Source organism: Hymenobacter sp. UYP22, from assembly GCF_040547285.1.
GTDB lineage: Bacteria > Bacteroidota > Bacteroidia > Cytophagales > Hymenobacteraceae > Hymenobacter.
Genome location: NZ_JBEPPK010000003.1, coordinates 300,449 through 325,664, shown reverse-complemented (window position 1 = coordinate 325,664; position 25,216 = coordinate 300,449). Strand labels below are relative to the sequence as shown.

The window sequence follows — 25,216 nt, the reverse complement described above, 5'->3', positions numbered from 1 at the left end:
CTCTAAGCTCTAAGCTCTAAGCTCTAAGCTCTAAGCTCTAAGCTCTAAGCTAGTGCGTGGCTTGCTTGCCCAGGTAGTTAGCTACGCCCTCACGGGTAGCCGTCATGGCTTCTTTGCCTTCTTCCCAGTTAGCGGGGCACACTTCGCCCTTCACCTCGAAGTACTGCAACGCGTCCACCATGCGCATGGCTTCGTCGATGCTGCGGCCCAGGGGGCCGTCGTTTACCACTTGGTGGCGTACAATGCCGTCTTTGTCAATCAGGAACAGGCCCCGATAAGCCAGGGGCGAGCCTACGAAAGTCATTTCGCCAGCTTCGTTGTAGTCGTAATGGCCGCCCAGCACGTCGTAGTTAGAGGCAATGGTTTTGGTTGCGTCAGCTACCAGCGGGTATTTCACGCCCTCGATGCCGCCGTTGTCGCGTGGGGTTTGCAGCCAGGCAAAGTGGGAGAAGTGCGTATCGGTGGAGCAACCCACAATGGCTACGCCCTTGGCCTCGAAATCGGCCAGACGATCCTGGAACGCAATGATTTCAGTGGGGCACACGAACGTGAAGTCGGCGGGGTAGAAGTAGAAGATGACGTGCTTCTTGCCCAAGTATCGGTCGAGAGAGAAATCCTCCTCAAACTCGCCATCAATAACGGCGGTAGCTTTAAAAGAAGGAGCACGTTTACCTACGAGAACTGCCATGAGTAATTGAAAAAGGTGAAAAAAGGAACCAGAGGAAAACCGGGTAGAGCTACAAGAAAACCGGGCCGGCTAGCAACCAAGCCTTACTCCTTCAGCACCTTATTGCCGGTGATATGCAGAGAAAAGGAGTGGGGCTGAAAGTCACTCAGCCCTTTAGCGGCGAAAAAGTCCCGAATCAGCGCATCAAGCTGTGGGTCACAGTAATCAATGATTTCCTGCGTGTTGGTGCAAAACAAATGGTGGTGCTCGGTGCAGTCCGCGTCGTAGCGGCGGGAGCCGCCTTCGGCAGATGCCACCCGCTTGGTGAGGCCCACCGCCACAAACGAGTCCAGCGTTTTATACACCGTACCCAGCGAGAGGGAGGGAGCCTGTTCCACTGCTTGGCGGTGCACCTGCTCGGCGGTAGGGTGGCCCGGCAACACCAGTAGGCATTCCAGAATCAGGAGGCGTTGCTGCGTGGCCCGGAGCCCCACAGCCAGCAGCCGCTCCCGCAAAAAACCGGGTGCCGAAGAGGGGCGTAAAGTGTCGGTGGAAAGGCTCACAGCTAAGAATAATTCTCCGCAAAGATAGAGCTATAAGCAGCGTGCTGGCAAAAATGTTTCATTCCGGCTCGGCCAGAGAGATGATGAGAGGAAGCTTGGGTGGCCTTCGCGAAGCCCTGCATAACCCAGTTTTTACTCGCCACGCCGGCCCTACTGACTACTTCAGAGCCTCGTTCTCCCCGCCCCGACAAATGAATTGGAAGGTTTGGCGGCTGCGCTGTTCCAGCAGTAATTCGCGGCCCTCCGTCAGGCGTTTGATGCTGGCTGTATCGTAATTCTTGATGGTATACAGCTCCAGGCCCGTGTTGTAGTGAATCGTGAACTGGTCACGCAGCAAACCCAGCAGCTTATCCAGGCGGAAGGCCGAAAAATCAGTGCATACTGAAAAGCTGATGGCCGAATTCTGCATCAGATGAATCTTGAGCCGGACCTGGGCCAGGGCCCCGAAAATAACCTCCAGGTTCTCCTCCGAAATAAAGGTAAGGTCCTTGGACTCAAAGGAAATCAGGCACTGTCCCGTCTTCCGAATCAGGGCGGGCACCAGCAGCCCGTGGCGGCAGTCGTGGATGATGGTGCCTTCCGCGGCCGGATCCACAAACGACTTCACCAGCAGCGGAATATGCTTCACGGCCAATGGTTTGATCGTCTTAGGATGAATAACGCTGGCCCCATAGTAGGCCATTTCAATGGTTTCCTGGTAACTGATTTCCGGGTAGCGCACTGTATCGGCAAAAATCTTGGGGTCGGCATTCAGCAAGCCCGCCACATCCTTCCAGATGGTCACTGACTGCGCGCCTAAGCAGTAAGCCAGAATAGCGGCCGTATAGTCGGAGCCCTCCCGCCCCAGGGTGGTGGTTTGCCCGCTGGAGGTGCCGCCCAAAAAACCCTGCGTCACCACTGGGCCGTGCGCAAGCTGGGCCGCCACCCCGGCCTGCAACAGCCGCTCAGTAGCGGGCCAGGCCACGCGGCCTTCCCGCCAAGTATGGTCGGTACGGATCAGGGTGCGGCAGTCGAGCCACTGGGCTTGCAGGGCCCGGGCCACAATGCGGGTAGCCAGCAGCTCCCCAAAGCTCACAATCTGGTCGTATTGCTTGTCAAAATCCCCGGGCTGCACCGTGGAAAGGCGGTCCTGCAACTGCTCCAGTAGCTCCATCAGCGCCGGGCTGCCAGCGTGGGCATCATCTACTCCCAACTCGGTGGCCACCTGCAGATGAAAGTCGCGCAGGCGGGCCAGCGGCGTCGCGTAGTCTTGGCCGGTGTGGGCCAGCTGAAACAGCTCTTCCAGGGCATTGGTGGTTTTACCCATGGCCGAAACCACTACCAGCAAAGGTCCGGGCTGGCCGTGCGTTTGCACAATGTCGCGTAAGTTGCGAATAGCGGCCGCATCCTTTACCGATGCGCCGCCAAACTTAAAAATCCGGAGTTGAACCGCTTCCTGCATGGCCCAAATGTAGCGCGTAGCGGCGGGTTGCACCCTGTGAAAGCGGAGCGGGCGCGCAAAACTCTCCTGGGTAACTAGGCAGCGAAATTTCGCTACCTGTCCGGTAAATTGGTTAATTTTGACTTTTCCCACCCGCTTTTCTCTCACCTCATGACCAACCACGACAAGCTGGCCCTGCCCGTAGGCACTACCCTGGACCGCTTTATTATGCGCAAGCAGGAAGATTTTCCCTATGCCACCGGCGAGCTAAGCCAGCTGCTGCGCGATATTGCCCTGGCGGCCAAAATCGTGAACCGGGAAATCAACCGCTCTGGCCTGATTGATATTGCCGGGGCGTATGGCAACCGCAACGTGCAGGGCGAGGATCAGCAGAAACTGGACGTAATTGCCAACATCCGCTTTATCCGGGCTTTGCGCAACGGAGGTGAGGTCTGCACCATCATTTCGGAGGAAGACGACGAGATGATTCAGACCGGTAACCTGCAGGGCAAGTACGTGGTAGCCATCGACCCCCTCGATGGCTCCAGCAACATTGATGTAAACGTCAGCATCGGCACTATTTTCAGCATTTACCGCCGCGTATCGCCCACCGGTATCGAAGGCACCACCCAGGACTGCCTGCAGACGGGTACGCACCAGGTTGCGGCTGGCTACGTGATTTACGGTTCCAGCACCATGCTCGTGTACACTACCGGCAACGGCGTTAACGGCTTCACCTACGAGCCCAGCCTGGGTGAGTTTTTCCTGTCCCACCCCAACATCCAAACGCCCCAAACCGGCACGGTATACTCTATCAACGAGGGCGTTTCGGAGTCGTTTTCGGCGGGCATGAAGGCCTTTGTGGCCCATTGCAAAGAGCAGAACTACTCGGCCCGCTACATTGGCTCCCTGGTGGCCGACTTCCACCGCAATTTGCTGAAGGGCGGTATCTATCTGTATCCAACCTCCAAAAAAGCTCCCAACGGTAAGCTTCGCCTCATGTATGAGTGCAACCCCCTGGCTTTCATTGTGGAGCAGGCCGGTGGCCGCTCCAGCAATGGCCGCCGCCGCACCCTGGAGCTGGAGCCCCACGACCTGCACGAGCGGTGCCCCCTGTTCATTGGCTCTCCTGACTTGGTGAAGAAAGTGGAGGAGTTTCTGGCGCCCGAGTTTGCCTATGATGCCGTGCTGAAGGAGTAGCCGCCAACGGCCGTTAGTTGCGCCGTGAATAGATGCGGAGCGTTCTGCCAGATCGGTTTTCAGGTGCAGCCGCACAAAAAAAGGCTACCCGATTATGGGTAGCCTTTTTTGTTAGTTCACGGAAGAAAGCAGCGTTATTCAGCCTTTTTCTTTGCTGTTTTCTTGGCTGGCTTAGCTTCTCCAGCCTCGGGGTTGCCGGCCGCGTTGGTCTCCTCGGCCGCCGGAATGATACCGGCCGTGCTCAGGGCCTCATCGGCACCGGCTTCGTCTTTCTTGGTGGCTTTCTTTTTGGCCTTGGGCTTTTCTTCTGAGGCAGTAGCCTCCTCAGCGGTGTCCTCATCGGCAGCTGGAGCCTGATATTCCAGGTTCTTGCTCACCACGTGGTACCACTGCACCAGCTTCTTAATGTCCGACATGTACACCCGCTCCCGGTCGTAGTCAGGCATGATGCCCGACATAAACTCCGACAGGTCCCGGTCGTCCGATTTGTTGGTGAGGGCAAGGCCCGTACCGTGCTTCTGGTAGATCCGGTCAAACACCTCCGACAGCGGCACCGTTTGGTCGTAGTCTTGGGTGTACATGGAGATTTCCTGGAGCAGCGACACCTTGTTGCGGGCCGAAGCTACGGAACGGGTGCCTTTGGCATCAAGAGCTTCAATGATAACGCCGGCGCGGGTAGGCTTCACCAGACGGTACAGACCGGGCATTCCGCTGATGGCGGCAATTTCCTTCAGGTCGTAGGGCATAAAAAGTAAGCGGTTGTTGAAAGTGCAAAGTTACTCAGTGGGGGCGGCTTGGCCGGGGGCAGGCAGCTTGAAGGTGATGGGGATGCTGGTCAGCACCGCATAGTCAGGCTTGTTGAACTTGAGCAGGCGCACCACCCGCAGCGCTTCCTCGCCGCAGCCGCCACCAATGTTTTTCACCAGCTTGATGCCCGACATGGTGCCATCCGTGTTCAGCGTAAAGCTCACAATGCAAACACCCTGGATCCGGTTGCGGCGGGCCATGATGGGGTAGCGCGTTTCCTTCTTAATGAAGTCATACATGGCCTCCTGTCCACCCTCGTAGTACTCCGCCACGGGTATGGCCTTAGGAGTGGCAGACTTTGTTTCCGATTCCTCAGAATTCTCCGGCGTTTTTTGCGCACCGGTTTCCAGAGTAGGGCCGTCAGTCTTGACCTTTATTTTGGTTTTCTGAGCCAAGGCCGGAGCCGAGCAGGCCAACAGCCCGATGCCCAGCGAAAAAGCAAGTTTTTTCATGTATAGTGAAGCGGAGAAAGGCGGTAAAATACGGTGGGAGAGCTCCCGCCGGAGCCACGCAATTACGAGGCCAATCTACGCATTATCGGCCGTTTCTGCGAACTGCCGGTTTACCTCCCCAATAAACTTCAGTATCTCTTCGCGGCCGGTTTTTTCCTCGGCTGATGTAATAAAATGGCGGGGCAGCTCGTCCCAGCTTTCGGCTAGTTTTTGCATGTATTCCGTTACGTTTTGGTGCGTGCGACTACCCGATTGTTTATCCGCCTTGGTAAATGCCAATACGAATGGAATTCCTTCGGTGCCCAGCTGCTCAATAAATTCCAGATCAACTGCCTGCGCGCTGTGCCGGGAATCAATCAGTACAAAAACGCACATCAGATTTTCGCGGCGGCGCAAATAAAAATTAATCATCCGGCCCCATTTCTCGCGCGAATCTTTGCTTACTCGCGCGTAGCCGTAACCCGGTAAATCAACCAGATACCACGTGTCATTAATAATAAAATGGTTGATTAGCTGAGTTTTACCCGGTAAAGAAGACGTTTTTGCCAGCCCCTTATGATTCGTCAGCATGTTAATCAACGACGATTTACCCACGTTGGAGCGCCCGATGAAGGCGTACTCTGGTAGGGTGGGAGCTGGGCAGCCCTCTACGCGAGAATTGCTCATCAGAAATTTTGTGCTCTGGATATTCATCAGGTCAGCTACTGGATACAGGCCACAAAGGTACGCATTCGGAAATGGGTGGGGAGTTGCATAATTTTTTGGAGAAAAACATTGTAGTTTAAGTAGTCAGCCTATATTTGTGCGTCCAGCAATGGATGTATAAACAGTTTTGCGAGTGAAAACACCCATTCTTTTCTGCTTCAGCGTCAGCTATTTTATAGAATTAGATACGGTCAAGGCTGTATAATAAAAGTTCTATCTTTGACCGCCAATTCCCCGGGTATGGGGATGGTCAGGTGGGATAAACAGGAATGGACACTGGCTTATTTTGCCTGTAGCCTGACTTTTTTCCCAAGGTCTTCTCAACCCTGAAGCAGGTTTTCAGTATAAGAGGCAACTCTTGAAAACCCGCTCCGCGCGCAGTCGGCGTGCCGGGTTATCACTCCCTTTGCAACTCCTTATTTCCTTAACACCCTCCAAAATGGACAACTTAGTCAGAAGGTTATTAAAAGCCTCGTGCGCCTTCGCGCTTACGGCTGCTGTGGCCCAGCCTGCCCTGGCTCAGAGCACCCGTACGCAACTGAAGACGGCTAACAAACTTTTTGCGCAAGAGAATTACCGGGCTGCCCTGCCGTACTATGAGCAGGTACTGGCAAAAGAGCCCAACAATGCGCAAGCTTTGTTCCGGGCCGGTATTTCCTACATGACGTTCGACAAGGAAAAAGCCAGCGACTATATCTACAAAGCGCAGCGGCTGAAGAAGAACGTGTCGAAAGACGTGGAGTACTGGCTGGGCCGGGTTGACCACCTGAACTACAACTTTGACGAGGCTATTACCCACTTCCAGGCCTACAACGCGACCCTGAAAAGCAAGGACACGCGTAAAAAGGAACTGGCGCAGCTGATTCAGCACAGCAAGAATGCCAAGGTGCAGTTTAACAGCCCCAAGGACATCTTTGTAAAGAACCTGGGTCCTACCATCAATACGCAATGGTCGGAGCATAGCCCGGTTATTTCCACCGATGATAAGGTACTGCTCTTTACCTCGCGCTCCGACAACATGAGCAATGCGCCCGTGACGGAGGATATGCAGGGCAAGAAAAAGGGCAAGGGTAAGATTGCCGCCGATGGCCAGTACTACGAGAACATCTACGAAGCCAAGCGCATCGACGATGAGAACTGGGAGAAGCCTCGCTCGTTGAGCTCGGTACTGAATGCCAAGGGCCACGATGCTTCCATTCAGGTATTCGACAACGATACCAAGCTGCTCATGTACCGCAACGATGAAGATGGTGACATCTTCTATTCGGAGAAGAGCGGTGCTGACTGGACGGAGCCCAAGAAGCTGAACAACAACATCAACTCGAAGAGCTATGAGTCGGATGCTTACATTACGCCCGATGGCTTAACCATCTACTTCTCCACCAGCAAGTACTCGGAAGACAACACGCTGGATATTTACTACGCTACCCGCCAGCCCGGTGGGGACTGGGGAGCGGCTAAAACTATCGGTACGGCCATTAACACGGCCTATGATGATGATAGCCCCTTCCTGAGTCGCGACGGCAAAACATTGTACTTCTCTTCGCGGGGCCACAACACCATGGGTGGCTACGATATCTTCAAGTCAGATTGGGATTCGGTGGGCCGCAAGTGGGGCCGGCCTGAGAACATGGGCTACCCCGTGAACACGCCGGATGATGATACCTACTACCGTTTGTCGCCGGATGGTTCTTACGCCTATCTGTCGTCGTACCGCATCGGGGGCTACGGTGAGAAGGATATTTACACCATCAACTACATCAAGAACGCCATCATCCGGGGCCGGGTGTTGAGCCAGCGTGACAGCACGATAATTCCGGGCGTGGAGCTGGTGTTCAGCGGAACCCAGGCCGATAAAACGGCTCTGAGCTACCGCGACATCACTAAGCCCGTAACCGGTGACTACCAAGTAAACGTGCTTTCGGGTCGTACCTATCAGGTAGCCGTATCGAAAGACGGAAAGAACATCGAAACGCAGGAGTTTGCCGTTCCGATTTCGACCAACGACTCCACCACGATTACTAAGGACTTCTACGTACCATACATTGATACGCTGAGCCCTACTTATGCCAAGCTTAATCCGATTTACTTCGATACCGACAAGTACAAGTTGCGGCCGGAGTCGATTACGGAGCTGAACCGCATCAGCGAAGTGCTGAAGGCCAACCCCGGTATCAACATTTCGATTGAAGGTAATTGCGACTCGCGCAACACCGACGAGTACAACATGGTACTCGGCCAGAACCGTGCTGACGTAGCCTACAACTACCTGAAGAAGCAGGGTGTGGCCGAAACCCGTATGGTAACGGTAAGCTACGGTGAGCGTCGTCCGGCAGCCCCGAACGATTCGCCGGAGAACATGCAACTGAACCGCCGCACCGATTTCCGCGTGATTACCAAGGAAGGTGATGCTGCTCCGGTGCTGTCGAACCCAAGACCAACTTCGGGTGCTAACTCTACCGGTTCCTCTTCAACCGGTACCAGCACGACTACCACTGCTCCCCTGCAGCCTGGCAAGAGCAAAGCTAAATTGCCCGATGGCACCAAGGTGAAAACTAAAGTGGATGAGGACAGCGACAAAGTGAAGGTGAAAACCAAAGGCGCTAACGACGAGAAGAGCAAGACCGTAACCAAAGACGGTACCATCGACTCGAAAGCTAAAGATGCTGACGGTGCAAAAACCAAAGTGAAGACGGACAACGACTAAGCACTGGTTTTGAATAGAGCAAACGGGTCGGGCCAGCAGCCCGACCCGTTTTTTTTTAACATAATGCTGGACGGGCCGTTGTAATTGGGCAATTTCGCCTGAGTTTTCTCGTTCTTCGCCCTGAGAAGTATGTCCGTAGTACCCTACAAAGATGACGCCGCCGGCAAAAAGTCACAGGTGGCCCAGATGTTTAACAGCATCGCCGGTAAGTATGACTTCCTGAACCACTTCCTGAGCGTGGGCACGGATATCTACTGGCGCCGTAAGGCCGTGAACGAGCTGAAACAGCTCCGGCCGGCCCGGGTGCTGGACATTGCCACCGGCACCGCTGACTTTGCCATTGAGACGCTGCGGGCAGCCACGCCCGACGCGCAAATTACGGGTGTGGATATTTCGGAAGGCATGCTGGAAGTGGGGCGGCGCAAGTTGCAGCAGAAGGGACTGGGTCACCGCATCCGGCTGGAGCTAGGTGATTCGGAAGCACTACCCTTTCCCGATAACCATTTTGACGCAGTAACGGCCTCTTTTGGGGTGCGCAACTTTGAGAACCTGGAGAAGGGCCTCTCGGAGATGTACCGGGTGCTGCGGCCGGGTGGCAAAATGGTAGTGCTGGAGTTCAGCAAGCCTACGGCTTTCCCGATGAAGCAGGCCTACAACTTTTACTTCAAGAACATTCTGCCGGTATTCGGTAAGTTAATTTCCAAAGACCGCGCCGCTTACACGTACCTGCCCGAATCGGTGCAGGCATTCCCGGATGGTCAGGAATTTCTGGCAATCCTGCGTAAAGTCGGCTTTACTACTCCTGCATGGCAACCCCTCACGTTCGGTATCAGCTCCATTTACACAGCGCAAAAATAGTGCGGGCGGCTTTGCTGCTGCTGGCCTGCGGGGCCGTATCGGTTAGCGCGCAAGCCCAGAAAAAAAGCCTCACGGGGGCTAGTCGAAGCAAAAGCGGGCGGGTTAAATCGGTGACGGTTAATAACCTGCCCGGCTACGATGACCGGTGGCTGCACTTGGGTATGTACGTAGCGCCCAATTTCTCGCGCTATAAGATTGAGCAGTCGGCGGCCGCTTACCCCCGCGTTGTAAACGGCCAAGATGTACCTGGTACTGGTGTATCGGCTAACTCCGTGGTAAGTCCGGGCGGATCAGTGGGCTTTCTGGCCGATTTGCGGATTGGGAATTATGGTGCGCTGAACCTAGCCCCCGGGGTAAGCTTCCTGACGCGGCGGATTGAGTTTAAACAACAAACAGGGTACCAGCCTGGTGCCAACGACCCAAAGGAGATTGAGGATCAGGAAATAGGTACTACGCAGGTTGATTTTCCGGTGCTGTTCAAGCTGAAATCGGAGCGGCGGCGCAATTCCCGGGTGTATATCATCGGGGGGGTGAAGCCCAGCTTTACCATTGGGGGGCGCAAAAAGGATGCTGACCTGACCTTACTGGAGGCTAGCCGCTCAGATGTAGCCTTGGAGTACGGCGTAGGAATGGACCTGTTCTATCCCTTCTTCAAGTTCTCGCCCGAACTGCGCTTCTCTCACGGACTCACCAACCTGTATGTAGCCGGCAACAATGATGTGTACAGCCGCAGTTTGCAAAGCATGAAAAGCAATACTGTAACCCTCTACCTGAACATCTGGTCGGGTAGGTAGATTTTTGGGCTACATGCTTACCAGGCTGTGTGGACAGTAAGCATGACGGGCTAAACAGCATCAAAATGCCTTTTGGAGTTACTGTCCACAGACCTTAGTTCGTTTTTAGCGGCAAGGCCATGATGAATAATCAGCTTGCTGCTGGTGGCCGAAAACTTGTAGCCCGTTCATTTACTCGTTATGAAAACTGCATTTGTTACCGGCGCTTCGTCGGGAATTGGGCGGGCTACGGCCGTGGCGCTGGCGGAGGCTGGCTTCCGGCTGGTGCTGGCGGGCCGCCGCCGGGAGCGGCTGGAGGAGTTAGCCACGGAGCTAGCGGGTACGTCCACCCACCTGCTCACATTTGACGTGCGCGACCGGGCCGCCGTGGAGGCTGCCGTGAGTAGTCTGCCCACCGAATTTCAGGACGTGGATGTGCTGATTAACAACGCTGGCAACGCCCACGGCTTGGCGCCCGTCCAGGAAGGCAACCCCCAGGACTGGGACGATATGCTGGACGGCAACGTGAAGGGGCTGCTGTACGTGAGCCGCGCGGTGCTGCCGGCCATGATGCGGCGCAACGTGGGGCATATCGTCAACATCGGCTCCATTGCGGGGCATGAGGCCTATGCCAACGGAAACGTGTACTGCGCCTCCAAAGCCGCCGTGGCCTCCCTTACCAAAGGCATGCGGCTGGACCTGCTACCCCACAACATTCGGGTGGCGGAAGTAAACCCCGGGGCTGTAGAAACAGAATTCTCGGAGGTGCGCTTCAAGGGTGATGCGGCCCGGGCCGCGAAGGTGTACGATGGGTTCGAGCCGTTGAAAGCGGAAGACGTGGCCGACGTTATCCGGTTTATGGTAACGCGCCCGCCCCACGTGAACGTGGCCGAGGTACTATTGTTACCTGCTGCGCAAGGGGCGGCCACCACCATCCGGCGTAATTAACGTAGTCATGTGCGTAACCTAAAAAGAGCTCCACCCGCTAGGCGAGTGGAGCTCTTTTTAGATTGGAAGACCGGCTAATTGCGCCAGCGTAGGCGCATGCAGCGCATGGCCCCCCGGGAAACGGATAAGGTGGGGTTTGGCCCCTAGCTGTTCCAGGAAATGCTGCTGCTGGTTGAGACTGGCCTCCGATACAAACTCATCATCGGTGCCGCACACCAGCGTAACGGGTACCTGGCGGAGCAGCTGCGTGGCAGTGGGCAGTTCCATATCGGGCGGGAAACCGCCGGCCCAAAGTACCAGGTGGCTGGGCCGGAAGACAGCCTGAGCCAGCCAGCGGCTGACGGTGGCGGCCCCCTGCGAAAAGCCTAGTACCGTAATTTCTACCGTAGCGGAAGCCTGCGGGAGCAACTGCTCCGCCAGCTGATTGAGGTAGGCCACGTAGTCGGCAATTTCCGTCAGGCGGTCATCCCTGGTCATCCAGGTGGCGCCTACCCGGCCGGAAGTGCCCTGGAGGTAGAAGCGCGATAATGCCTCGGGTGCCACGATTACTAACTCTGGGTCGGCGGCGGCGAGGTGGGCAAAGTGGCGGATAAAGTACGCCGCCAGCTGGCCGTAGCCGTGCACCACAAACCACACCCGCCGCGTAGCCCCCGACAGCTCACCCAACTGGTAGTAGCGCGCGGTTCGGGTGACGTGTATGTGCTGTTCCTGCGCGGCCATACTTATTGCACGGGCGGCAGGTCATCGGGGGTAAAGCCGAAGGGCAGCAAATCGGAGAGGGAGCGGAACCGGTAAATACTGCCGTCGGGGCCGGGCAGCAGCAGCGGAATTGCCTGCTTCTGGCGGTGCTCGTATTCAGCCATTACCTGCCGGCAGGCCCCGCAGGAGGTAACCGGCACAAACTCCCCATTGGCGGGGCGGGCGGCCACGGCCATGCCCACAATACGCCGCTCCGGCTGGGTGGCAGCCAACCCGAACAGGGCCGTGCGCTCGGCGCAAAGGCCTGAGGGAAAGGCCGCGTTTTCCTGGTTGGTTCCCCGGAAGATGGAGCCATCATCGAGCAGGAGGGCCGTACCGACGTGAAAGTGGGAGTAGGGTGCGTAGGCGTGGTCGGTAGCCGCGCGGGCTGCCTGCCAGGTAGTGGCTTCGGCGGCGGTGAGGTCGGCTTCGGAAGCCACCACGTCAACGGTGATGGTCAGATGAAGGGGGTGGGCCATGGGAGGCAAAGAACGGCCCGGCACCGGCTGGCGGCCCCGGGTAGTGAAAAAGGGGGCGGCGAAAGTACAACTTTTCTGCCGGTTCCGGTAAGCCCACGCAAATAATACTGGCTTTGGGTAAGGACGGGCCCGCCTGCTGGGCGGGGCTCAATCATTTCCCCGATATTGGCAGCCAAGTTCCCGCCCGCCATTCCACCCTTCTATGACCCGTATTCTGCTGCTAGGCGCCGGCCGCTCGGCTTCTTCCCTGATTCAGTACTTGTTGCTGCACGCCCCCACCGAGGGCTGGTACCTGACCGTGGCCGATGTGCAGCCGGCCCACCTGGTTCCCGTACTGGCGGCCCACTCCGAATACGCCCGCGCCGTACCGTTCGACGTGCACGATGAGGCCCGGCTGGAGGAGCTGGTGCCCCAGGCCGATGTGGTTATTTCCATGCTGCCGGCCCTGTTTCACGGGGCGGTGGCGCGGGCCTGCGTGCGCCACCGGCGGCACCTAGCTACGGCCAGCTACGTGAGTGAGGAAATACGGGCTCTGGATGCGGCCGCCCAAGAGGCCGGCATTACCCTGCTGATGGAATGCGGCCTCGACCCCGGCCTCGACCACATGTCGGCCATGCGCGTGCTAACGGATATCCGGGCGCGGGGCGGGCAGCTGACTTCGTTTAAATCGTACTGCGGGGGGCTGCTGGCCCCGGAGGCTGAGGGGGATAATCCGTGGAAGTATAAGTTTACCTGGAACCCGCGCAACGTGGTGCTGGCGGGCCAGAGTACGGCTAAGTTTCTAGACAAAGGCCACTTGCGCTTCATCCCGTACCAGCACCTGTTTGCGCGCACCGAAACGCTGGCGGTACCTGGCTTCGGGGAGTTTGAGGGCTACGCCAACCGCGACTCGCTGAGCTACCGCGCGCCCTACGGCCTGGAAAATATTCCGACGATGCTACGCGGTACCCTGCGCCGGTCGGGCTACTGCGCCGCCTGGCACGCGCTGGTGCGCCTGGGCCTCACCGATGACGCCGTGCACCTCGACAACGCTGCTACCCTGACGTGGAGGGAACTGGTGGAGGCTTATTTGCCCACTGGCGCTGGTAACCTGGCCGCCCGCGTGGCCGCTTACCTGGGCCTGGAACCGCAGGGAAGCGTGATGCAGCGTCTGGAATGGCTGGAGCTCTTCACGGCCCGTCCTGTGGGCTTGGCCAACGCCACGCCGGCGCAGCTACTAGAAAAGCTGCTTACCGAAAAATGGGCCTTACAGCCCCATGACCGGGACATGATTGTGATGCAGCACCAGTTTGAATACGAGCTGCAAGGTGAACGGTATGGGCACACGTCCTCCCTGGTAGTGCTGGGCGATGATGCCGTGCACACGGCCATGGCCAAAACTGTGGGCCTGCCCGTGGGCATGGCTGTGCGGCAGCTGGCGCAGGGCCACCTGACGCAGCGCGGCGTGGTTATTCCCACGCAGCCGGCGCTGTACGAGCCCATTCTGGCGGAGTTGGAGCAGGACTACGGTATCCGGTTTGTGGAGGAAAGCCAGGAGCCGGCCGTATTGGCTGCCAGTACCAGCGCAAAATAACCGGCTTGGTCCGGCGTTGAGGCAGCCATGCGTCACTACCTACGTTTGCGGTTTCGTTTGCTGGTTCGGCTGTTGCGGGAGGTGGGCTGGTGGCGGCTGCTCCTGCTGAGTACCATGTTGCTGCTGGTGCTGGGCTCTGTTGCTGGCCGCCGCCAGTAAGCAGCTGGTGTGGCTGGTACCGCTGGCCGTTGGGGCACTGGTTCTGAGCCTGCACCGCCACCGCGCCGATATTGGGTTTCTGCAGCTGTCGGCTCCCCGGTTCCGAAGCTGGCTGGCGGTGGAATACGCGCTACTGAGTTGGCCGGTGGCGTTAGTGCTGCTGGGGCGCGGCCGGGTGCTACCGGCCCTGCTGACGCCACTGCTAGCGGCCACGGTGGCGCTGGCTCCGGTAGTGGCTGCCAGCACTGAGCGGAAGCCAGGGCGCAGCCTATTTCGAAGCGTGGCGTTTGAGTGGGTGAGCGTAGGACGGCGCTGGTGGCTGGGTGTGGGCTGGGCGGCCTTGTTGGCCGTGGCCGTCGCCACGCACCACACGGCTACCGGGCCGGCGCTGGCTATAGTGGGCTGGCTGTTTTTGCTGCTGGAAACGTACGGCCCCGCCGAACCGCTGCTGTGGCTGCTGCCCGCATTGGGCCAACCCGGCGCGTGGTTGCGGAACCGGATTGGGTGGGCTTGGCTGTATTTTGGCCTTACCACGGCCCCACTGGCTTTCGTAATGCTGTGGGGGCCGGCTGGTACCGGCGGTACGCTGGGGCTGCTGGTGTGGTGCGCGGTAGTAGTGGCCATGCTGATACTGGCCAAATACGCCTTTTATCCCCACGCCACGCTGTCCCGGCTCACCCAGGCCGGCGCGGTGGCGGTGGCCGTATCCATCCTGGGCAGCAACCCGGCCTACATGGCGCTGCTGGTGGCCTGCTTGCTGGGGTTGCTGCTAAAAAGCAGGCGGCGTTTGGCATACCTGCTTCCCGTGAATGAGGAAGTAATTAAGGGCGAATGATAAGGTGCCGGGTTGAGCCGGCCCATGCTAAGAGCGTGTTTGGGAATTTGAAAAGAACGTCATGCTGAGCCTGTCGAAGCATCTCTACCGCTTCGTGTAGGGCTTTTTCAACGAAGCGGTAGAGATGCTTCGACAGGCTCAGCATGACGGAAAAGGCGTTTTCATGAATTCCCAAACACGCTCTTAGCTACAGGGCAGATACGGCCTGAGCCACGGACCTCTAATACCTGTCTTATCCGATTTCTATGCTTGAAATTCGCAATCTGAGTAAAGCTTTTGCCGGGCAGCCGGTACTGCGCCACGTTGATCTGACCATTCAGCCGGGCACGCTGCATGGGCTGGTGGGGGCCAACGGGGCCGGAAAGACTACCTTGCTGCACTGCCTCTACGGCCTGCACCCGCCCGATGCGGGCAGCATCCGGGAAACATCCGGGCGGCCCATCCGGGAGCTGGCCGGCCTGCTGCCCTACGAGCCCTATTTCTACCCGCGCATCACGGGCCGGGAGTATATTGAGTTCTGTCTGCAGGCCCGCCACCGCTCCGTACCCGATTTGGGCGGGTGGAGCGAGGTGCTGGAGCTGCCGCTAAACCGCTACGCGGAGGATTATTCCGCCGGCATGAAGAAAAAGCTGGCTCTGCTGGCTCTATTAGTGCAGAATTTCCGCTACCTCATCCTGGATGAGCCCTTCAACGGCCTCGATTTGAGCACCAACCTGCTGCTGCTGGCCCTGCTGCGCCGCCTGCGGGAGCAAGGCGTGGGTATTCTGCTGACCTCCCACCTGCTGGGCTCCCTCACCGAACTCTGCGACGACATAACGGTGCTGGCCGACGGACAGGTGCTTCGCCAGTATCCGGCCGCTGAGTTTGCGCAATTATCCAGTGACTTACTGGATTCCCTGCACCAGCAAAAGCTGGCGGCCCTGGCCGGGCTGCTACCTCAGCCGGTATGAGGCGCAGGGCCACAGCCTAAAGAGCCAAGTAAAACGGCCCCATCACCTCCCGAAACCAACTCGAGTACGCTTCCGAATCGGCTTCGTGCAGCGGTAGTTCCTGCTGCGTTACGGCGCCTTGTTGCCGGCCGAAGGTGGTGATGTGGCGCAGGGCTTTACTGCCGGGCCGGTGGTGCAGAACGTTCCGGGTCAGGGGGAAAAGGCCCGCGGCGGCGGCTTTCTGCTCAAACTCCCGCATTTCGGGTGGGGGCAGCAGCACCGTGAGCTGGCCGGCGGCGGTGAGGAAGCGGGCGGCAAAGTTCGCCAGCTCGGTAAATGTGAGGGTATCCTCGGCGGTGTGGCGGGCGGTGGTGCGCTGGGGGCTGGGGGAGCGGAGGGAGTTGCGGAAAAATGGCGGATTGCACAGAATATGGTCGAAGGGGGCGGGCTGCCCGGTGGCGAAGCGGGCCAGCGGCAGAGCGTGCAGGTGCAGCCGGCTGGCCCAGGGCGAGGCAGCAAAATTGGCCGCCGCCTGTTGGGCCGCCGCTGCATCCAGCTCCACCGCCTCAACCTGGGCCGTAGGGTTGCGCTGCGCCGCCATAAGGGCCAGTAGGCCGGTGCCCGTGCCAATATCCAAGAGGCGATGCGCCGTCGCAACGGGGGCCACAGCACCCAGCACGCAGGCATCGGTGCACACCTTCATGGCGCAGGCAGCCTGCTCCACCCGAAACTGCTTGAACTGAAAATACGAGTTAGCCACGGCCGGGTAGGTTAGCCGCGCCGGGCCTCTATCAGCTCGTAGCCTTCGTCCGTCAGCAAGGGCCCCTGCGTGGCGCTGCGCACGGCTAGCTGGTCGCACCGCTCGTTTTCGGGGTGGCCGTTGTGGCCGCGTACCCAGCGGAACTGCACCGTGCGCTGCTTGTACACTTTCACAAAGCGCCGCCACAGGTCCTCATTGGCTTTCTTGCCGAAATCGGGCTTGGTGAGCCAGCCGAACACCCATTTTTTCTCCACCGAGTCCACCACGTATTTGGAGTCAGTAACCACGGTAATGGGCAGCTCGGGGCGGTTGATGGCTTCCAGGCCTACTATCACGGCCAGCAGCTCCATGCGGTTATTGGTGGTGAGGCGGAAGCCCTGGGTCAGCTCTTTTTCGTGCTGGCCAAAGCGCAGAATAGCGCCGTAGCCGCCAGGGCCTGGGTTGCCCCGGGAGGAGCCGTCGGTATACAAGTAAATCAAGCGGAAAGCGGTAAAGCCAAAAAATGCAGCCGCAAGGTACGAAGTGGTGAGTGAGCTTTTGGATGGTCACGTAGAGCGAAGCGAAGAACCTTACCACGCATGAACTTGCCGTTTGGTCGTTCTTAGCTCCGCTCTAGATGATGAGTAATCTTACTCGCTTTCCTTGATCAGCTGGCGGCGGTAGTTGGCCAGAATGGTGGATTTCAGCAAGAAGCCGAGGTAGTGGTCCTGTAAATCCAGAACGGGGAGGGCCCAGGCACCCAGCTGCTCCATGCAGCGCAGCGTGTCCAGCAGGGTGTCATCGGGGCGCACAATAGCGGGCGGGTCGGTCATCAGGTCCCGCACGCGGGTGGTGTTGTAGTGCTCATCATCGAAGAGGGCATCCCGCACCGTATCCAGACTCACTACCCCGTGCAGGTGACCCCCACTATCGACCACCGGAAACAGGTTGCGGGAAGCGTGGCGGAACACCGTCACCAACTCGCCCAGCGTATCATCGGGTTGTACTGGCACGAAATCCGTTTGGAGCAGGCTGCGCACATCCAGTTGGGCCAGCAGGCCCCGGTCCCGGTCCTGGTTTACGTACACGCCCTTTTGCACCAGCTTGCGGGTGTACACCGAGTAGGGCTCAAAGTAGCGGGTGATAAGGTAGGAGCCGGAGGTAACCACCATTAGGGGCACAAACAGGGCGTAGCCGCCGGTTATTTCGGCAATAAGGAAGATGCCGGTAAGCGGGGCATGCACCACACCGGCTAGGGTGCCCGCCATGCCCAGCACCACAAAATGCACCTCCGAAATAGGGTACAGCCCGCTCATGTTAATCAGACGGGCGAAAACGAAGCCGCACAGCGCGCCCGCAAACAATGAGGAGCCAAACATGCCCCCGTTGCCGCCCGAGCCAATGGTAATAGTGGTGGCCACCACCTTCAGCAGCATACTGCCCGCCGCCACCAGCAGTACCAGCCAAATGCTTTCATCGTGAAACACATCAAATAAAGAGCCGTCTACCAATTGGTTGGCATGGCCGCCCAGCAGCAGCTGCACAATGTTGTAGCCTTCCCCGTACAGCGGTGGAAACAGGAACACCAGCCCCCCCAAAGCCAAACCGCCCAGTAACACCTTGCGAAAAGTGCCCGGCAACTGCTCGAAATACGCATCGGCCCAGAAGTACACCCGGATCATGTACACCGAGAGCATGGCTGTAAACACGGCCAGCATCAGGTACAAGGGCACTGCATCCACGGGCCAGGAGGTGGTAATGAGCACGAAGGGCTGCCCGGCGTACAGGGCCTTGGAAACCACCGTGGCCGTGGCCGAGGCAATGAGCAACGGCACGAAGTACGCCGCCGACAGCTCCGATAAAATGACTTCTACGGCAAACAGTACCCCCGCAATAGGGGAGTTGAAAATGGCCGCTACGCCCGCCGCCGCCCCGCAGCCCGTGAGCAGGCGCCGCTCACGGCGGCCAATGCGCAGGATACGGGCCGTGTTGGAGCCGATGGCGGAGCCCGTTACGGAAATAGGTGCCTCCAAGCCCGCCGACCCGCCAAACGTAACCGTCAGAAACGACGATACTAGCTGGGAGTACAGCTTGCTGCGCGGGACGGTGCTACTCTGGCGGGCAATGTTATAGATGATGGGCCCAATGCCCCGCCCCAGGTTCCCATCCAGAAAATACCGGGTAAACAGTACCGTAAGGGCAATACCGATGATAGGGTAGAACGAGCTGGTAAATACCCGGTACTGGTCGGGTACCCAGGCGTTCAATGCCTTCTGCGAGTCGTGCACTAGGGTTTTGAGCACTACCGCCGCCAGCCCCGCCAGCAGCCCCACCAAGCAGCTCACCAGAATCAGGTACACCCGGTCGCTGAGGTGGCGCGCACGCCATACAAGCAACGGACGAAGCAGCCGGTGAATGGTATTCTGGGGCATAGGCGCGCAAGGGGTGGGTGGCAGCCAACGGGTGAAGCTGCTAACCTAACGAAAACTTCGTTGAATTGCTGGCTACTGGTTGCTGGTTGTCAGTGTAGGTCTGACAACCAGCAACTGACAACCAGCAATCAACAACTTACCCCGCCAGCGCGGGTACGCCCAGGCCGGCTCCGAGCAGCTCCTGCTTCACTTCCTGCATCAGGTGGCTTTTGAGCTGCAGTACGCCCCGGCGGTAGTCCTCCGAATCGGCCCAGAAATACACGCGCAGGTCGGCGGTGGTGGCGGTGGCTTTTTCCAGGTTCACGTAAGGCGCCCGCGGGGTTTGCTGCACCTCGGCCACGGTGCGCAGGTAGTTGAGGATAACGCCAGTAGCCACATCGGGCGTGGCATTTTCGCCCAGGTCCACGCTCACCTGAAAATCCTGGCGCAGGTTACCGTCGCGGGTGTAGTTGATGAGGGGTTCCTTGAGCACCAAAGAGTTAGGCAGGTAGATATGCTTGCCATCGAAGGTGCGAATAAGCGTAATGCGTAGGTTCAAAGCCTCCACATGCCCAATTAAACCCTTAATTTCCACGGTGTCGTTGATGTGAAAGGGCCGGTTGAAAGCCAGAATGACGCCGGCCAGGAAATTCTCGGCAATATCCTTGAAGGCAAAGCCCACAATGAAGGCCGATACGCCCGCCGCCCCCACCAAGCTGCCCACAATGCCCGAAAACCCCAAGATATTGAGCGCCAGCATCAGCCCCAGGCCCACCAGCACCCACTTGCCAATGCTAGCCAGAAAATCGGCCAGCAAAGGGTCGGCGGAGCGGCGGCGCAGGCGCCCGCCCAGCAGGGCACTGACGCGGTTGGCCACGAAAACCGCCACCACCAGCAGCACCAGCGCTACCAGCAACTTGGGAAGTATATAAAGAAACTGCTGCCAGTAAGTAGCAAGTACGCGGTGCAAGTCCTGAATCATAGGCGTAGGAATAGGGCGGAAAAGCGGCCAGCTACCCGGCAAACCGGCCAAAGCAAAGCCCCGCGGGCATGTGCCAGCGGGGCCAGGGTAGGTAGCTATACGCGAAAATAGCGGCGGCGGGTTGGCTCGGGCGCATCAGGTCCGGGCGGGGCGGTTCATCCAGCGCCAGAATACCAGGCCCCCAAGGGCGTAGGCCACCACGTCCAGCCAGTCGGCGGTCATGCTCGGCTTGAAGTAGGGCATCAGCAGTTCAAACCACAGTGCATCCACTAGCCAAGTAGCTACTATCCAGGATACCGGCAGCACAAATGAGGGCTGGCGGAAGTAGAACCGCCGCATCACCCAGAGCACCAGCGTCAACTCCAGGGGTAGGTTGAGCAGGTCGCCCAGGTGCGAGTTGATGGAGGCTGGCAGATGCCAGTTGGCCCAGTAGCGGTTTACGCAGGAAAAGAGGTAGAGCAGCGCGCAAATCCAGAATAAGGGGTGGCGCAGCTCGGCGGGCAGCCTCAACCGGCCAACAAGGTTATCAGCCATAAAATAAAGGCCATGAGTGCACCAAATGCCAGCTGCCCACCCCGAATAATGTGCTTTAGAAACCGAATAAGCGGCTTGTCATCGGGCTTGATTTCGATGAGCATGATGGGGGAAACTGGCTCCTGGGCCAGCCGCTCCCGTTCCTGCTCACTGCGCAGGCGCTGCGGGTCCAGCAGCTGCCCGCACCGCTCGCACCGGTCGGTGGGCACCTGCTGCCAGGTGCTCCAGTAGCCGCAGGCCGGACATTTCTTCGTGGCTTCCAAAGTGGTGAAGTGGTGAAAGGTGAAGTTGAGAAGGGAGGAGGACCAACAGAGCGCCTGTTATCCTGAACTTGCGAAGGACCATATTCCTCGCAAAACAACTCGTAGCAGCACGAATAAGATTTGTCGCAAGCTCAAGGTAACGGCTGAATGCCGGCTGGCCGCTTCACAATTTCGCCCTTTACAACTTCACATCTGGCTTACAGTTCCATAATATCCTCGTTCCAGAGCGTGGGCTCGGCTGCAATAAATTCTTCCATCATCTGCACGCATTCGTCCAGGTTCAGGTCCACTACTTCCACGCCGTGGCTTTCCAGGAAGGCCCTTGACTCACCAAACGTGCGCGACTCGCCCACCATCACCTTCGGAATTTTGAACTGCACGATGGTGCCGGCGCACATGTAGCAGGGCATCAGGGTAGTGTAGAGTACCGTGTCGCGGTAGCTACGCTGGCGGCCGGCGTTGAAGAGGCAGTCCATTTCGCCGTGCTTGATGGGGTTGTCCTCCTGCACGCGCTTGTTGCGGCCCCGGGCCACCAGCTTGCCGTCGCGCACCAGCACCGAGCCAATCGGGATACCGCCTTCCTGGCGCCCTTGCCGTGCTTCATCAATGGCGGCCTGCATGAATTCGTCCATAAGAGGGAGGGAATAAGAGTGAGTAGCAAAGGTATCTTTGCTATGGTGGATGAGAGACTACTTATGAAAAATCAGTTTGAATTAAAGTTACTGACCATCGGCTGGATGGAAAATCTGCCTGAGGAAGAGGACCGTTGCGCACATGGGCACGTGCTGGCCCGCATCGGGGAAACACTTTTATCAGACGAGCAGAACGACAAGTGGACGGTAAGCGCGGCAGCCTTGTTTTTATTACGCACCCTCACCCAAAACCACACGCCGACCACCCCTGTTGGGGACCAACTGTTGCCTTGTTGTGGCTTTAACCTGTGGCCCGACGTCACGTCCGATGACGTGCTGATTCTGGGTTGCCCGAATGGCGTTGACTGGTCAGTAGAACATATAACAGCCGGGGTACAGCTAACAGCTTCTTCGGGCGAAACGGCCTTATTATCTACGGAGGAGTACCAACGGGCCGTAGTACGATTCGCGGATGAGGTGTATGCTTTCTACCAGAGCAGTAGGCCCAAACAGCTACCCGCTGACCCTGAAGATGCAGCCGGGTACGAAGCATTCTGGCTGGAATGGCACCGCCGCTACCCAAAACCTGGTTGACCGCCCGTGGTCCGGTCCGGCGGCTGCAAGCCGTCGGGCCGGTTGAAGGTTGCTGAGGTTGTTACGTCATCGGGCGGGTGTCAGCTTGCTTCAACCGGTCCGACGGGCTGCGCCCGCCGGACCGGGGCCGGTAAGATAGCCCTTTACCGGGCGCAGATGCCGCGGTAGGGGCAGTACTGGCACTTGTCCAGGTCGTCGGTTTTGCGGATGGGCTCCTCTGGGTCCAGCATGCGGCGCACCAACTGGCCCAGTAGCTCCTCGCTGTACTGCACAAAATCCTGCCCATCGGCCGTCAGAAAGCCCATATCCGCCGACATGGCCCCAGCCCCCAGGTTGCGCAGGGAAATAATGGCGGCATCGGCGGCAGGGCGGCCCTGTTGGGCCAGCAGGAAGCGGTAGAGCCAGAGCTGCCGCACTTTATCGGCGGCAGAGGTGGCATCAGTCAGCAGGCGCTCTACGGCCTCCGCCGCCGATTCCCCGCGCTTCAGCAGCTGCAAGTGCGCCTTTTCCACCATGCCAGTCTTGTAGTCTACCACCCGCAAACGGCCATCCGGCAGCTGGTCCACCCGGTCGGCCTTGCCCAGCAGGCGCACTGGCAGCTTCTCGCCGGTTTCGGGCAAGGGCACAAATACGGTGGCGTGCAGCTCTTCTTCCTGGCTCTGGATGGTCAACGGCAGCGCCCCGGGCTGTTCCAGCAGGCTTTCCAGGTAGCGGCGCACCAGCTGCCCAGCCACCTGGCCCAGCACGTGGTTCAGGCCTTCATCGGCGCGGGCGTGGCGGCCGGCTTCTTCCTTGCGCAGGGCTTTGGCCACCATAATAGGGGCCAGCTTGAGCAGGCCCGGAATATCGGCGGCGGTAAGCGGCGGGGCCTGGGGCGTTTTGTGCTGGGAAAACGGCATAAATAGCTCCTCCAGCGCCTCGTGCACCACCGTCCCGAAGCCATCAGGGCCCAGAGCTTCCTCCACTTCCTCGTTTTCCCGGAACCGCGCCACCCGCTGAAAGTAGAACTGCAGGGAGCAGCCCAGGTATTGGTTGAGGGCCGTAGGCGAGAGGCCCCGGTCTAGCAAGCCCCGGAGCGCCAGCAGCATGCCGGTGTCTTTCTCCAGCACTAGGTCAGTGGCTTCTTTCTGGCTGTTAGCAACGGACTGCTGGCCACTGGCTTCCCCTACCACCGAGCTATCAGCTGAAACGACCGTCAAATCCAGTAGCGTTAGGGCCGGGTTCTGCAGGGCCAGGTCATTTTCAATCTGCAGCAGAAAGCGGCTCCGCTCCCCGGTGCGCACGCCCTCCGCCCCGGGCAGAATGTGCAGCAAATCTACCTGCCGGGCGCGCTGCAGCAGCCGCCAGAACTGGTGGGCGGTGGCGGCTTCGTGGTCGGCGTAGGTGGGCAGGCCGAAGGTGGTGAGCACGTCGTAGGGGAACAGGGAGCTGTGGCGCTTAGGGGCTGGCAGCACGTTCTCGTTGCAGCTCAGAATGATGACGTGGTCAAAATCCAGGGCCCGGGTTTCCAGCAGGCCCATCACCTGCACCTCAGCAATGGGCTCCCCGCTGAAGGGCAGGCGGGTATTCTTCATCTGCTCGTAGAGAAACCGCCGGAAGGAGCGCACCGACAGCCGCTGCTCCCGGCAGTCGAACACCGATTCCAGCCGCTTCACCAGCGTGAAAAACAGGTAGAGGTACTCCGCCTCAATAGCCGAATGCTGGTCCTGGTACGCCTTTTTGAGCAGCTCAATAACGGTGTAGCAGGCCCGGATAATATCGTCGCAGTTGTTCCAGGTGGCAAACAGCGCCGTCAGCAGCGGGTGCTCCTGGCCAATGGCCACCAGCTCCTCGGCCGTGAGCAGCACCGCGTGGCGCTTGATGATGGTGCGGCACACTTGGTCGAGCAGGCCGGGGTGCTCCGTATCGGGCTGCTTGTCCAGCCACTGCTGGTAGCGGCGCAAAAAGGGGTGCTGCAGCAGCTTGCTCACGGCCAGGTGGTGGTAGCGGGGCACGCCGTAGCCGGTTTCCTGGGAGCCTTCCCGCACGCCCGTGAGGTGTACCTCAAACAGCAGATCTACCAGGTTGAACAGGGGCGTACTCTGGAAATTGAGGCCCATCGTCACGTTGTACTCGGGCACCTCCCGGGGCGGCAGGCCATGGAGCACGGGCAGCAGCAGGGTTTCATCGGGGAGTACCACGGCCACGGTGCCGGTAGGGTTATGGCGGCGGGCCTCGGCCAGCAGCTGCCCCGCCATTTTGCCCTGCATGGAGGAGTTGGCCATGCCCACCAGCCGCACCGTGCGGGGCAGCTGGCGCAGTAGCTCGGCCGGGCCCCCGAAGTTGTCCCAGGGCAGATCCAGCCGGTCCTGGTACTGCCGTAGGTGCTGGCCGGCGCGGTTGGGTGAGCCTTTTTCCAGGTAAAACGCGTCCCCATCGAAGTACACCTCCGCCCGGCCGGCCTTGCGCAGCCGCCGGATTAGGCGCTCCTCCGCTTTTGAAAGGAATCCTAACCCGATAAACACGTGCTGGGGCAGAGTCTCGCCGGCTTCCAGCCGCTCCCGCACCCGGCGCTGGGCCAGGCGGTAGGCGAGGCCGGGGTAGGCCAGGCGGTCTTGGCGCATGCGCTTTTGCAGGCGGTAATACACTTTCTCCAGGTCGTCCCAGAAGCGAAAATAAGCTGTGGTGGTGCTCTGGGGCGAAAATTCAGCGCCCAAATCCCAGCGCTCCAGCGCTTTGGCCTGACTCAGGTACTCAAACACCTTGCGGGGCGAGGCCAGGTTCTGGTCGAGGCTGGAAAAGTCCTGCAAGAGCAGTGCCGACCAGCCCACAAACTGGTCGAACTCCAGGCGGGCGTCAATGCCCCGCATGATTTCGAACAGCAGCAGTTGCAGGGCAATGGGTTCCTCCACCTGTACGCCCGCCAGCTCCACCATGTAGTCTTCCATGGCCGCAATGCGCGGGCTCCACAGGGCCTGCCCGGCCTCGGCGGCCAGGCTCAGCTCGTTCTGCAAATACACTACCGCCCGCCGCGTGGGCACCACCACCACCACCTCCGACAGCTCATCCGACGCCCCATACCGGGCCACCAATTCCCGGGCCATGCGCCGCAGGAAAGGCGTGGCATCGGGTTGGGGTAGAACGGGGGAAAGCGGGTTGGCAGTAGTAGGGACGGGTAGCATAGCGTGTAAAGATAAGGTGGTGGCCTAAACGCGGCAATTCAGTTTAAGGAGCCTATTATTTACCCTCCGTTGGGCTTACTACCTTGT

26 protein-coding genes are annotated in these 25,216 nt (G+C 59.0%); 10 read left to right on the top strand and 16 right to left on the bottom strand.

Annotated features, from left to right (window positions below):
• Positions 1–49: 49 nt before the first annotated feature.
• The 3 genes from ABIB60_RS07655 to ABIB60_RS07645 all read right to left on the bottom strand — a co-directional run bounded on the left by ABIB60_RS07655 (position 50) and on the right by ABIB60_RS07645 (position 2,704).
• Positions 50–688 (bottom strand): peroxiredoxin, encoded by a 639-nt coding sequence (locus tag ABIB60_RS07655; RefSeq protein WP_354578910.1) that lies wholly within the window; start codon positions 686–688, stop codon positions 50–52.
• Positions 689–771: 83 nt separating this feature from the next.
• Entirely contained in the window at positions 772–1,230 is a 459-nt protein-coding gene (locus ABIB60_RS07650) for a Fur family transcriptional regulator (protein ID WP_354578908.1), read from the bottom strand.
• Positions 1,231–1,387: 157 nt separating this feature from the next.
• Positions 1,388–2,704: an aspartate kinase gene (locus ABIB60_RS07645; RefSeq protein ID WP_354578906.1), complete on the bottom strand. Its 1,317-nt coding sequence runs from the start codon at positions 2,702–2,704 to the stop codon at positions 1,388–1,390.
• A gap of 117 nt (positions 2,705–2,821) precedes the next feature.
• On the opposite strand from ABIB60_RS07645, the gene fbp reads away from it, so the two are divergent.
• Positions 2,822–3,850 (top strand): class 1 fructose-bisphosphatase, encoded by a 1,029-nt coding sequence (gene fbp, locus ABIB60_RS07640; RefSeq protein ID WP_354578905.1) that lies wholly within the window; start codon positions 2,822–2,824, stop codon positions 3,848–3,850.
• Positions 3,851–3,984: 134 nt separating this feature from the next.
• On the opposite strand, the gene ABIB60_RS07635 is transcribed toward fbp, so the two are convergent.
• The 3 genes from ABIB60_RS07635 to yihA all read right to left on the bottom strand — a co-directional run bounded on the left by ABIB60_RS07635 (position 3,985) and on the right by yihA (position 5,802).
• Positions 3,985–4,596: a DUF5606 family protein gene (locus ABIB60_RS07635; protein ID WP_354578903.1), complete on the bottom strand. Its 612-nt coding sequence runs from the start codon at positions 4,594–4,596 to the stop codon at positions 3,985–3,987.
• A gap of 30 nt (positions 4,597–4,626) precedes the next feature.
• Complete coding sequence (locus tag ABIB60_RS07630; RefSeq protein WP_354578901.1) at positions 4,627–5,109, bottom strand: energy transducer TonB; 483 nt, start codon at positions 5,107–5,109, stop codon at positions 4,627–4,629.
• Positions 5,110–5,184: 75 nt separating this feature from the next.
• Positions 5,185–5,802, bottom strand: a complete 618-nt coding sequence (gene yihA / locus ABIB60_RS07625; RefSeq protein WP_354578899.1) for a ribosome biogenesis GTP-binding protein YihA/YsxC — start codon at positions 5,800–5,802, stop codon at positions 5,185–5,187.
• 451 nt (positions 5,803–6,253) lie between these two features.
• Here yihA and ABIB60_RS07620 point away from each other — a divergent pair, with 451 nt between their 5' ends.
• The 4 genes from ABIB60_RS07620 to ABIB60_RS07605 all read left to right on the top strand — a co-directional run bounded on the left by ABIB60_RS07620 (position 6,254) and on the right by ABIB60_RS07605 (position 11,100).
• Positions 6,254–8,521 carry an OmpA family protein gene (locus ABIB60_RS07620; RefSeq protein WP_354578898.1) on the top strand — a complete coding sequence of 756 codons (2,268 nt, stop codon included), beginning with the start codon at positions 6,254–6,256 and terminating at the stop codon, positions 8,519–8,521.
• A gap of 129 nt (positions 8,522–8,650) precedes the next feature.
• The gene (gene ubiE / locus ABIB60_RS07615; RefSeq protein ID WP_315996454.1) at positions 8,651–9,379 is read left to right on the top strand and encodes a bifunctional demethylmenaquinone methyltransferase/2-methoxy-6-polyprenyl-1,4-benzoquinol methylase UbiE; all 729 of its coding nucleotides are present in this window, start codon (positions 8,651–8,653) and stop codon (positions 9,377–9,379) included.
• Positions 9,328–10,173 (top strand): type IX secretion/gliding motility protein PorT/SprT, encoded by an 846-nt coding sequence (gene porT, locus ABIB60_RS07610; protein WP_354578897.1) that lies wholly within the window; start codon positions 9,328–9,330, stop codon positions 10,171–10,173. Before ubiE ends, porT begins: the two co-directional genes overlap by 52 nt.
• Positions 10,174–10,353: 180 nt before the next feature.
• Positions 10,354–11,100: an SDR family NAD(P)-dependent oxidoreductase gene (locus tag ABIB60_RS07605; protein ID WP_354578896.1), complete on the top strand. Its 747-nt coding sequence runs from the start codon at positions 10,354–10,356 to the stop codon at positions 11,098–11,100.
• A 57-nt stretch (positions 11,101–11,157) separates the two neighbouring features.
• On the opposite strand, the gene ABIB60_RS07600 is transcribed toward ABIB60_RS07605, so the two are convergent.
• Positions 11,158–11,820, bottom strand: coding sequence for an alpha/beta hydrolase (locus ABIB60_RS07600; RefSeq protein ID WP_354578894.1), 663 nt, complete (start codon positions 11,818–11,820; stop codon positions 11,158–11,160).
• A gap of 2 nt (positions 11,821–11,822) precedes the next feature.
• The gene (gene cdd / locus ABIB60_RS07595; protein WP_354578892.1) at positions 11,823–12,317 is read right to left on the bottom strand and encodes a cytidine deaminase; all 495 of its coding nucleotides are present in this window, start codon (positions 12,315–12,317) and stop codon (positions 11,823–11,825) included.
• A gap of 202 nt (positions 12,318–12,519) precedes the next feature.
• Here cdd and ABIB60_RS07590 point away from each other — a divergent pair, with 202 nt between their 5' ends.
• The 4 genes from ABIB60_RS07590 (at position 12,520) to ABIB60_RS07575 (ending at position 15,834) form a co-directional block, all read left to right on the top strand.
• Positions 12,520–13,890, top strand: a complete 1,371-nt coding sequence (locus ABIB60_RS07590; protein ID WP_354578891.1) for a saccharopine dehydrogenase C-terminal domain-containing protein — start codon at positions 12,520–12,522, stop codon at positions 13,888–13,890.
• Positions 13,891–13,917: 27 nt separating this feature from the next.
• The gene (locus tag ABIB60_RS07585) at positions 13,918–14,049 is read left to right on the top strand and encodes a hypothetical protein (protein ID WP_354578890.1); all 132 of its coding nucleotides are present in this window, start codon (positions 13,918–13,920) and stop codon (positions 14,047–14,049) included.
• Entirely contained in the window at positions 14,030–14,884 is an 855-nt protein-coding gene (locus ABIB60_RS07580) for a hypothetical protein (RefSeq protein ID WP_354578888.1), read from the top strand. The genes ABIB60_RS07585 and ABIB60_RS07580 overlap by 20 nt, the downstream gene beginning before the upstream one ends.
• A gap of 245 nt (positions 14,885–15,129) precedes the next feature.
• Positions 15,130–15,834, top strand: coding sequence for an ATP-binding cassette domain-containing protein (locus ABIB60_RS07575; RefSeq protein WP_354578886.1), 705 nt, complete (start codon positions 15,130–15,132; stop codon positions 15,832–15,834).
• A 16-nt stretch (positions 15,835–15,850) separates the two neighbouring features.
• Here the strand turns inward: ABIB60_RS07575 and ABIB60_RS07570 are convergent, their stop codons facing one another.
• The 7 genes from ABIB60_RS07570 to ABIB60_RS07540 form a co-directional block, all read right to left on the bottom strand.
• A complete protein-coding gene (locus ABIB60_RS07570; RefSeq protein ID WP_354578884.1) occupies positions 15,851–16,573 on the bottom strand; it encodes a tRNA1(Val) (adenine(37)-N6)-methyltransferase in 723 nt (240 codons plus the stop codon).
• Between the two features lie 11 nt (positions 16,574–16,584).
• Positions 16,585–17,052: a ribonuclease HI gene (gene rnhA, locus ABIB60_RS07565; RefSeq protein WP_315996445.1), complete on the bottom strand. Its 468-nt coding sequence runs from the start codon at positions 17,050–17,052 to the stop codon at positions 16,585–16,587.
• A gap of 150 nt (positions 17,053–17,202) precedes the next feature.
• On the bottom strand, positions 17,203–18,984 hold the full coding sequence (locus ABIB60_RS07560; RefSeq protein ID WP_354578883.1) for a chloride channel protein: 1,782 nt from the start codon (positions 18,982–18,984) through the stop codon (positions 17,203–17,205).
• A 136-nt stretch (positions 18,985–19,120) separates the two neighbouring features.
• Positions 19,121–19,945, bottom strand: coding sequence for a mechanosensitive ion channel family protein (locus tag ABIB60_RS07555; protein ID WP_354578881.1), 825 nt, complete (start codon positions 19,943–19,945; stop codon positions 19,121–19,123).
• 135 nt (positions 19,946–20,080) lie between these two features.
• Positions 20,081–20,479: a hypothetical protein gene (locus ABIB60_RS07550; RefSeq protein ID WP_354578880.1), complete on the bottom strand. Its 399-nt coding sequence runs from the start codon at positions 20,477–20,479 to the stop codon at positions 20,081–20,083.
• Positions 20,452–20,742, bottom strand: coding sequence for a hypothetical protein (locus tag ABIB60_RS07545; protein WP_354578879.1), 291 nt, complete (start codon positions 20,740–20,742; stop codon positions 20,452–20,454). Before ABIB60_RS07545 ends, ABIB60_RS07550 begins: the two co-directional genes overlap by 28 nt.
• A gap of 197 nt (positions 20,743–20,939) precedes the next feature.
• Positions 20,940–21,374: a nucleoside deaminase gene (locus tag ABIB60_RS07540; protein WP_354578877.1), complete on the bottom strand. Its 435-nt coding sequence runs from the start codon at positions 21,372–21,374 to the stop codon at positions 20,940–20,942.
• A gap of 63 nt (positions 21,375–21,437) precedes the next feature.
• On the opposite strand from ABIB60_RS07540, the gene ABIB60_RS07535 reads away from it, so the two are divergent.
• Complete coding sequence (locus ABIB60_RS07535; RefSeq protein WP_354578875.1) at positions 21,438–21,968, top strand: hypothetical protein; 531 nt, start codon at positions 21,438–21,440, stop codon at positions 21,966–21,968.
• A 143-nt stretch (positions 21,969–22,111) separates the two neighbouring features.
• Here the strand turns inward: ABIB60_RS07535 and ABIB60_RS07530 are convergent, their stop codons facing one another.
• Positions 22,112–25,129 carry a PD-(D/E)XK nuclease family protein gene (locus tag ABIB60_RS07530; protein WP_354578874.1) on the bottom strand — a complete coding sequence of 1,006 codons (3,018 nt, stop codon included), beginning with the start codon at positions 25,127–25,129 and terminating at the stop codon, positions 22,112–22,114.
• Positions 25,130–25,216 lie beyond the last annotated feature (87 nt).

Bases quoted from the DNA above. Each gene is read 5' to 3' on its own strand.
- ABIB60_RS07655 (WP_354578910.1), bottom strand. From the start codon at position 688: ATGGCAGTTCTCGTAGGTAAACGTGCTCCTTCTTTTAAAGCTACCGCC.
- fbp (WP_354578905.1), top strand. From the start codon at position 2,822: ATGACCAACCACGACAAGCTGGCCCTGCCCGTAGGCACTACCCTGGAC.
- ABIB60_RS07635 (WP_354578903.1), bottom strand. From the start codon at position 4,596: ATGCCCTACGACCTGAAGGAAATTGCCGCCATCAGCGGAATGCCCGGT.
- ABIB60_RS07630 (WP_354578901.1), bottom strand. From the start codon at position 5,109: ATGAAAAAACTTGCTTTTTCGCTGGGCATCGGGCTGTTGGCCTGCTCG.
- yihA (WP_354578899.1), bottom strand. From the start codon at position 5,802: ATGAATATCCAGAGCACAAAATTTCTGATGAGCAATTCTCGCGTAGAG.
- ABIB60_RS07620 (WP_354578898.1), top strand. From the start codon at position 6,254: ATGGACAACTTAGTCAGAAGGTTATTAAAAGCCTCGTGCGCCTTCGCG.
- ubiE (WP_315996454.1), top strand. From the start codon at position 8,651: ATGTCCGTAGTACCCTACAAAGATGACGCCGCCGGCAAAAAGTCACAG.
- porT (WP_354578897.1), top strand. From the start codon at position 9,328: ATGGCAACCCCTCACGTTCGGTATCAGCTCCATTTACACAGCGCAAAA.
- ABIB60_RS07605 (WP_354578896.1), top strand. From the start codon at position 10,354: ATGAAAACTGCATTTGTTACCGGCGCTTCGTCGGGAATTGGGCGGGCT.
- ABIB60_RS07600 (WP_354578894.1), bottom strand. From the start codon at position 11,820: ATGGCCGCGCAGGAACAGCACATACACGTCACCCGAACCGCGCGCTAC.
- cdd (WP_354578892.1), bottom strand. From the start codon at position 12,317: ATGGCCCACCCCCTTCATCTGACCATCACCGTTGACGTGGTGGCTTCC.
- ABIB60_RS07590 (WP_354578891.1), top strand. From the start codon at position 12,520: ATGACCCGTATTCTGCTGCTAGGCGCCGGCCGCTCGGCTTCTTCCCTG.
- ABIB60_RS07585 (WP_354578890.1), top strand. From the start codon at position 13,918: ATGCGTCACTACCTACGTTTGCGGTTTCGTTTGCTGGTTCGGCTGTTG.
- ABIB60_RS07575 (WP_354578886.1), top strand. From the start codon at position 15,130: ATGCTTGAAATTCGCAATCTGAGTAAAGCTTTTGCCGGGCAGCCGGTA.
- ABIB60_RS07560 (WP_354578883.1), bottom strand. From the start codon at position 18,984: ATGCCCCAGAATACCATTCACCGGCTGCTTCGTCCGTTGCTTGTATGG.
- ABIB60_RS07555 (WP_354578881.1), bottom strand. From the start codon at position 19,945: ATGATTCAGGACTTGCACCGCGTACTTGCTACTTACTGGCAGCAGTTT.
- ABIB60_RS07550 (WP_354578880.1), bottom strand. From the start codon at position 20,479: ATGGCTGATAACCTTGTTGGCCGGTTGAGGCTGCCCGCCGAGCTGCGC.
- ABIB60_RS07540 (WP_354578877.1), bottom strand. From the start codon at position 21,374: ATGGACGAATTCATGCAGGCCGCCATTGATGAAGCACGGCAAGGGCGC.
- ABIB60_RS07535 (WP_354578875.1), top strand. From the start codon at position 21,438: ATGAAAAATCAGTTTGAATTAAAGTTACTGACCATCGGCTGGATGGAA.
- ABIB60_RS07530 (WP_354578874.1), bottom strand. From the start codon at position 25,129: ATGCTACCCGTCCCTACTACTGCCAACCCGCTTTCCCCCGTTCTACCC.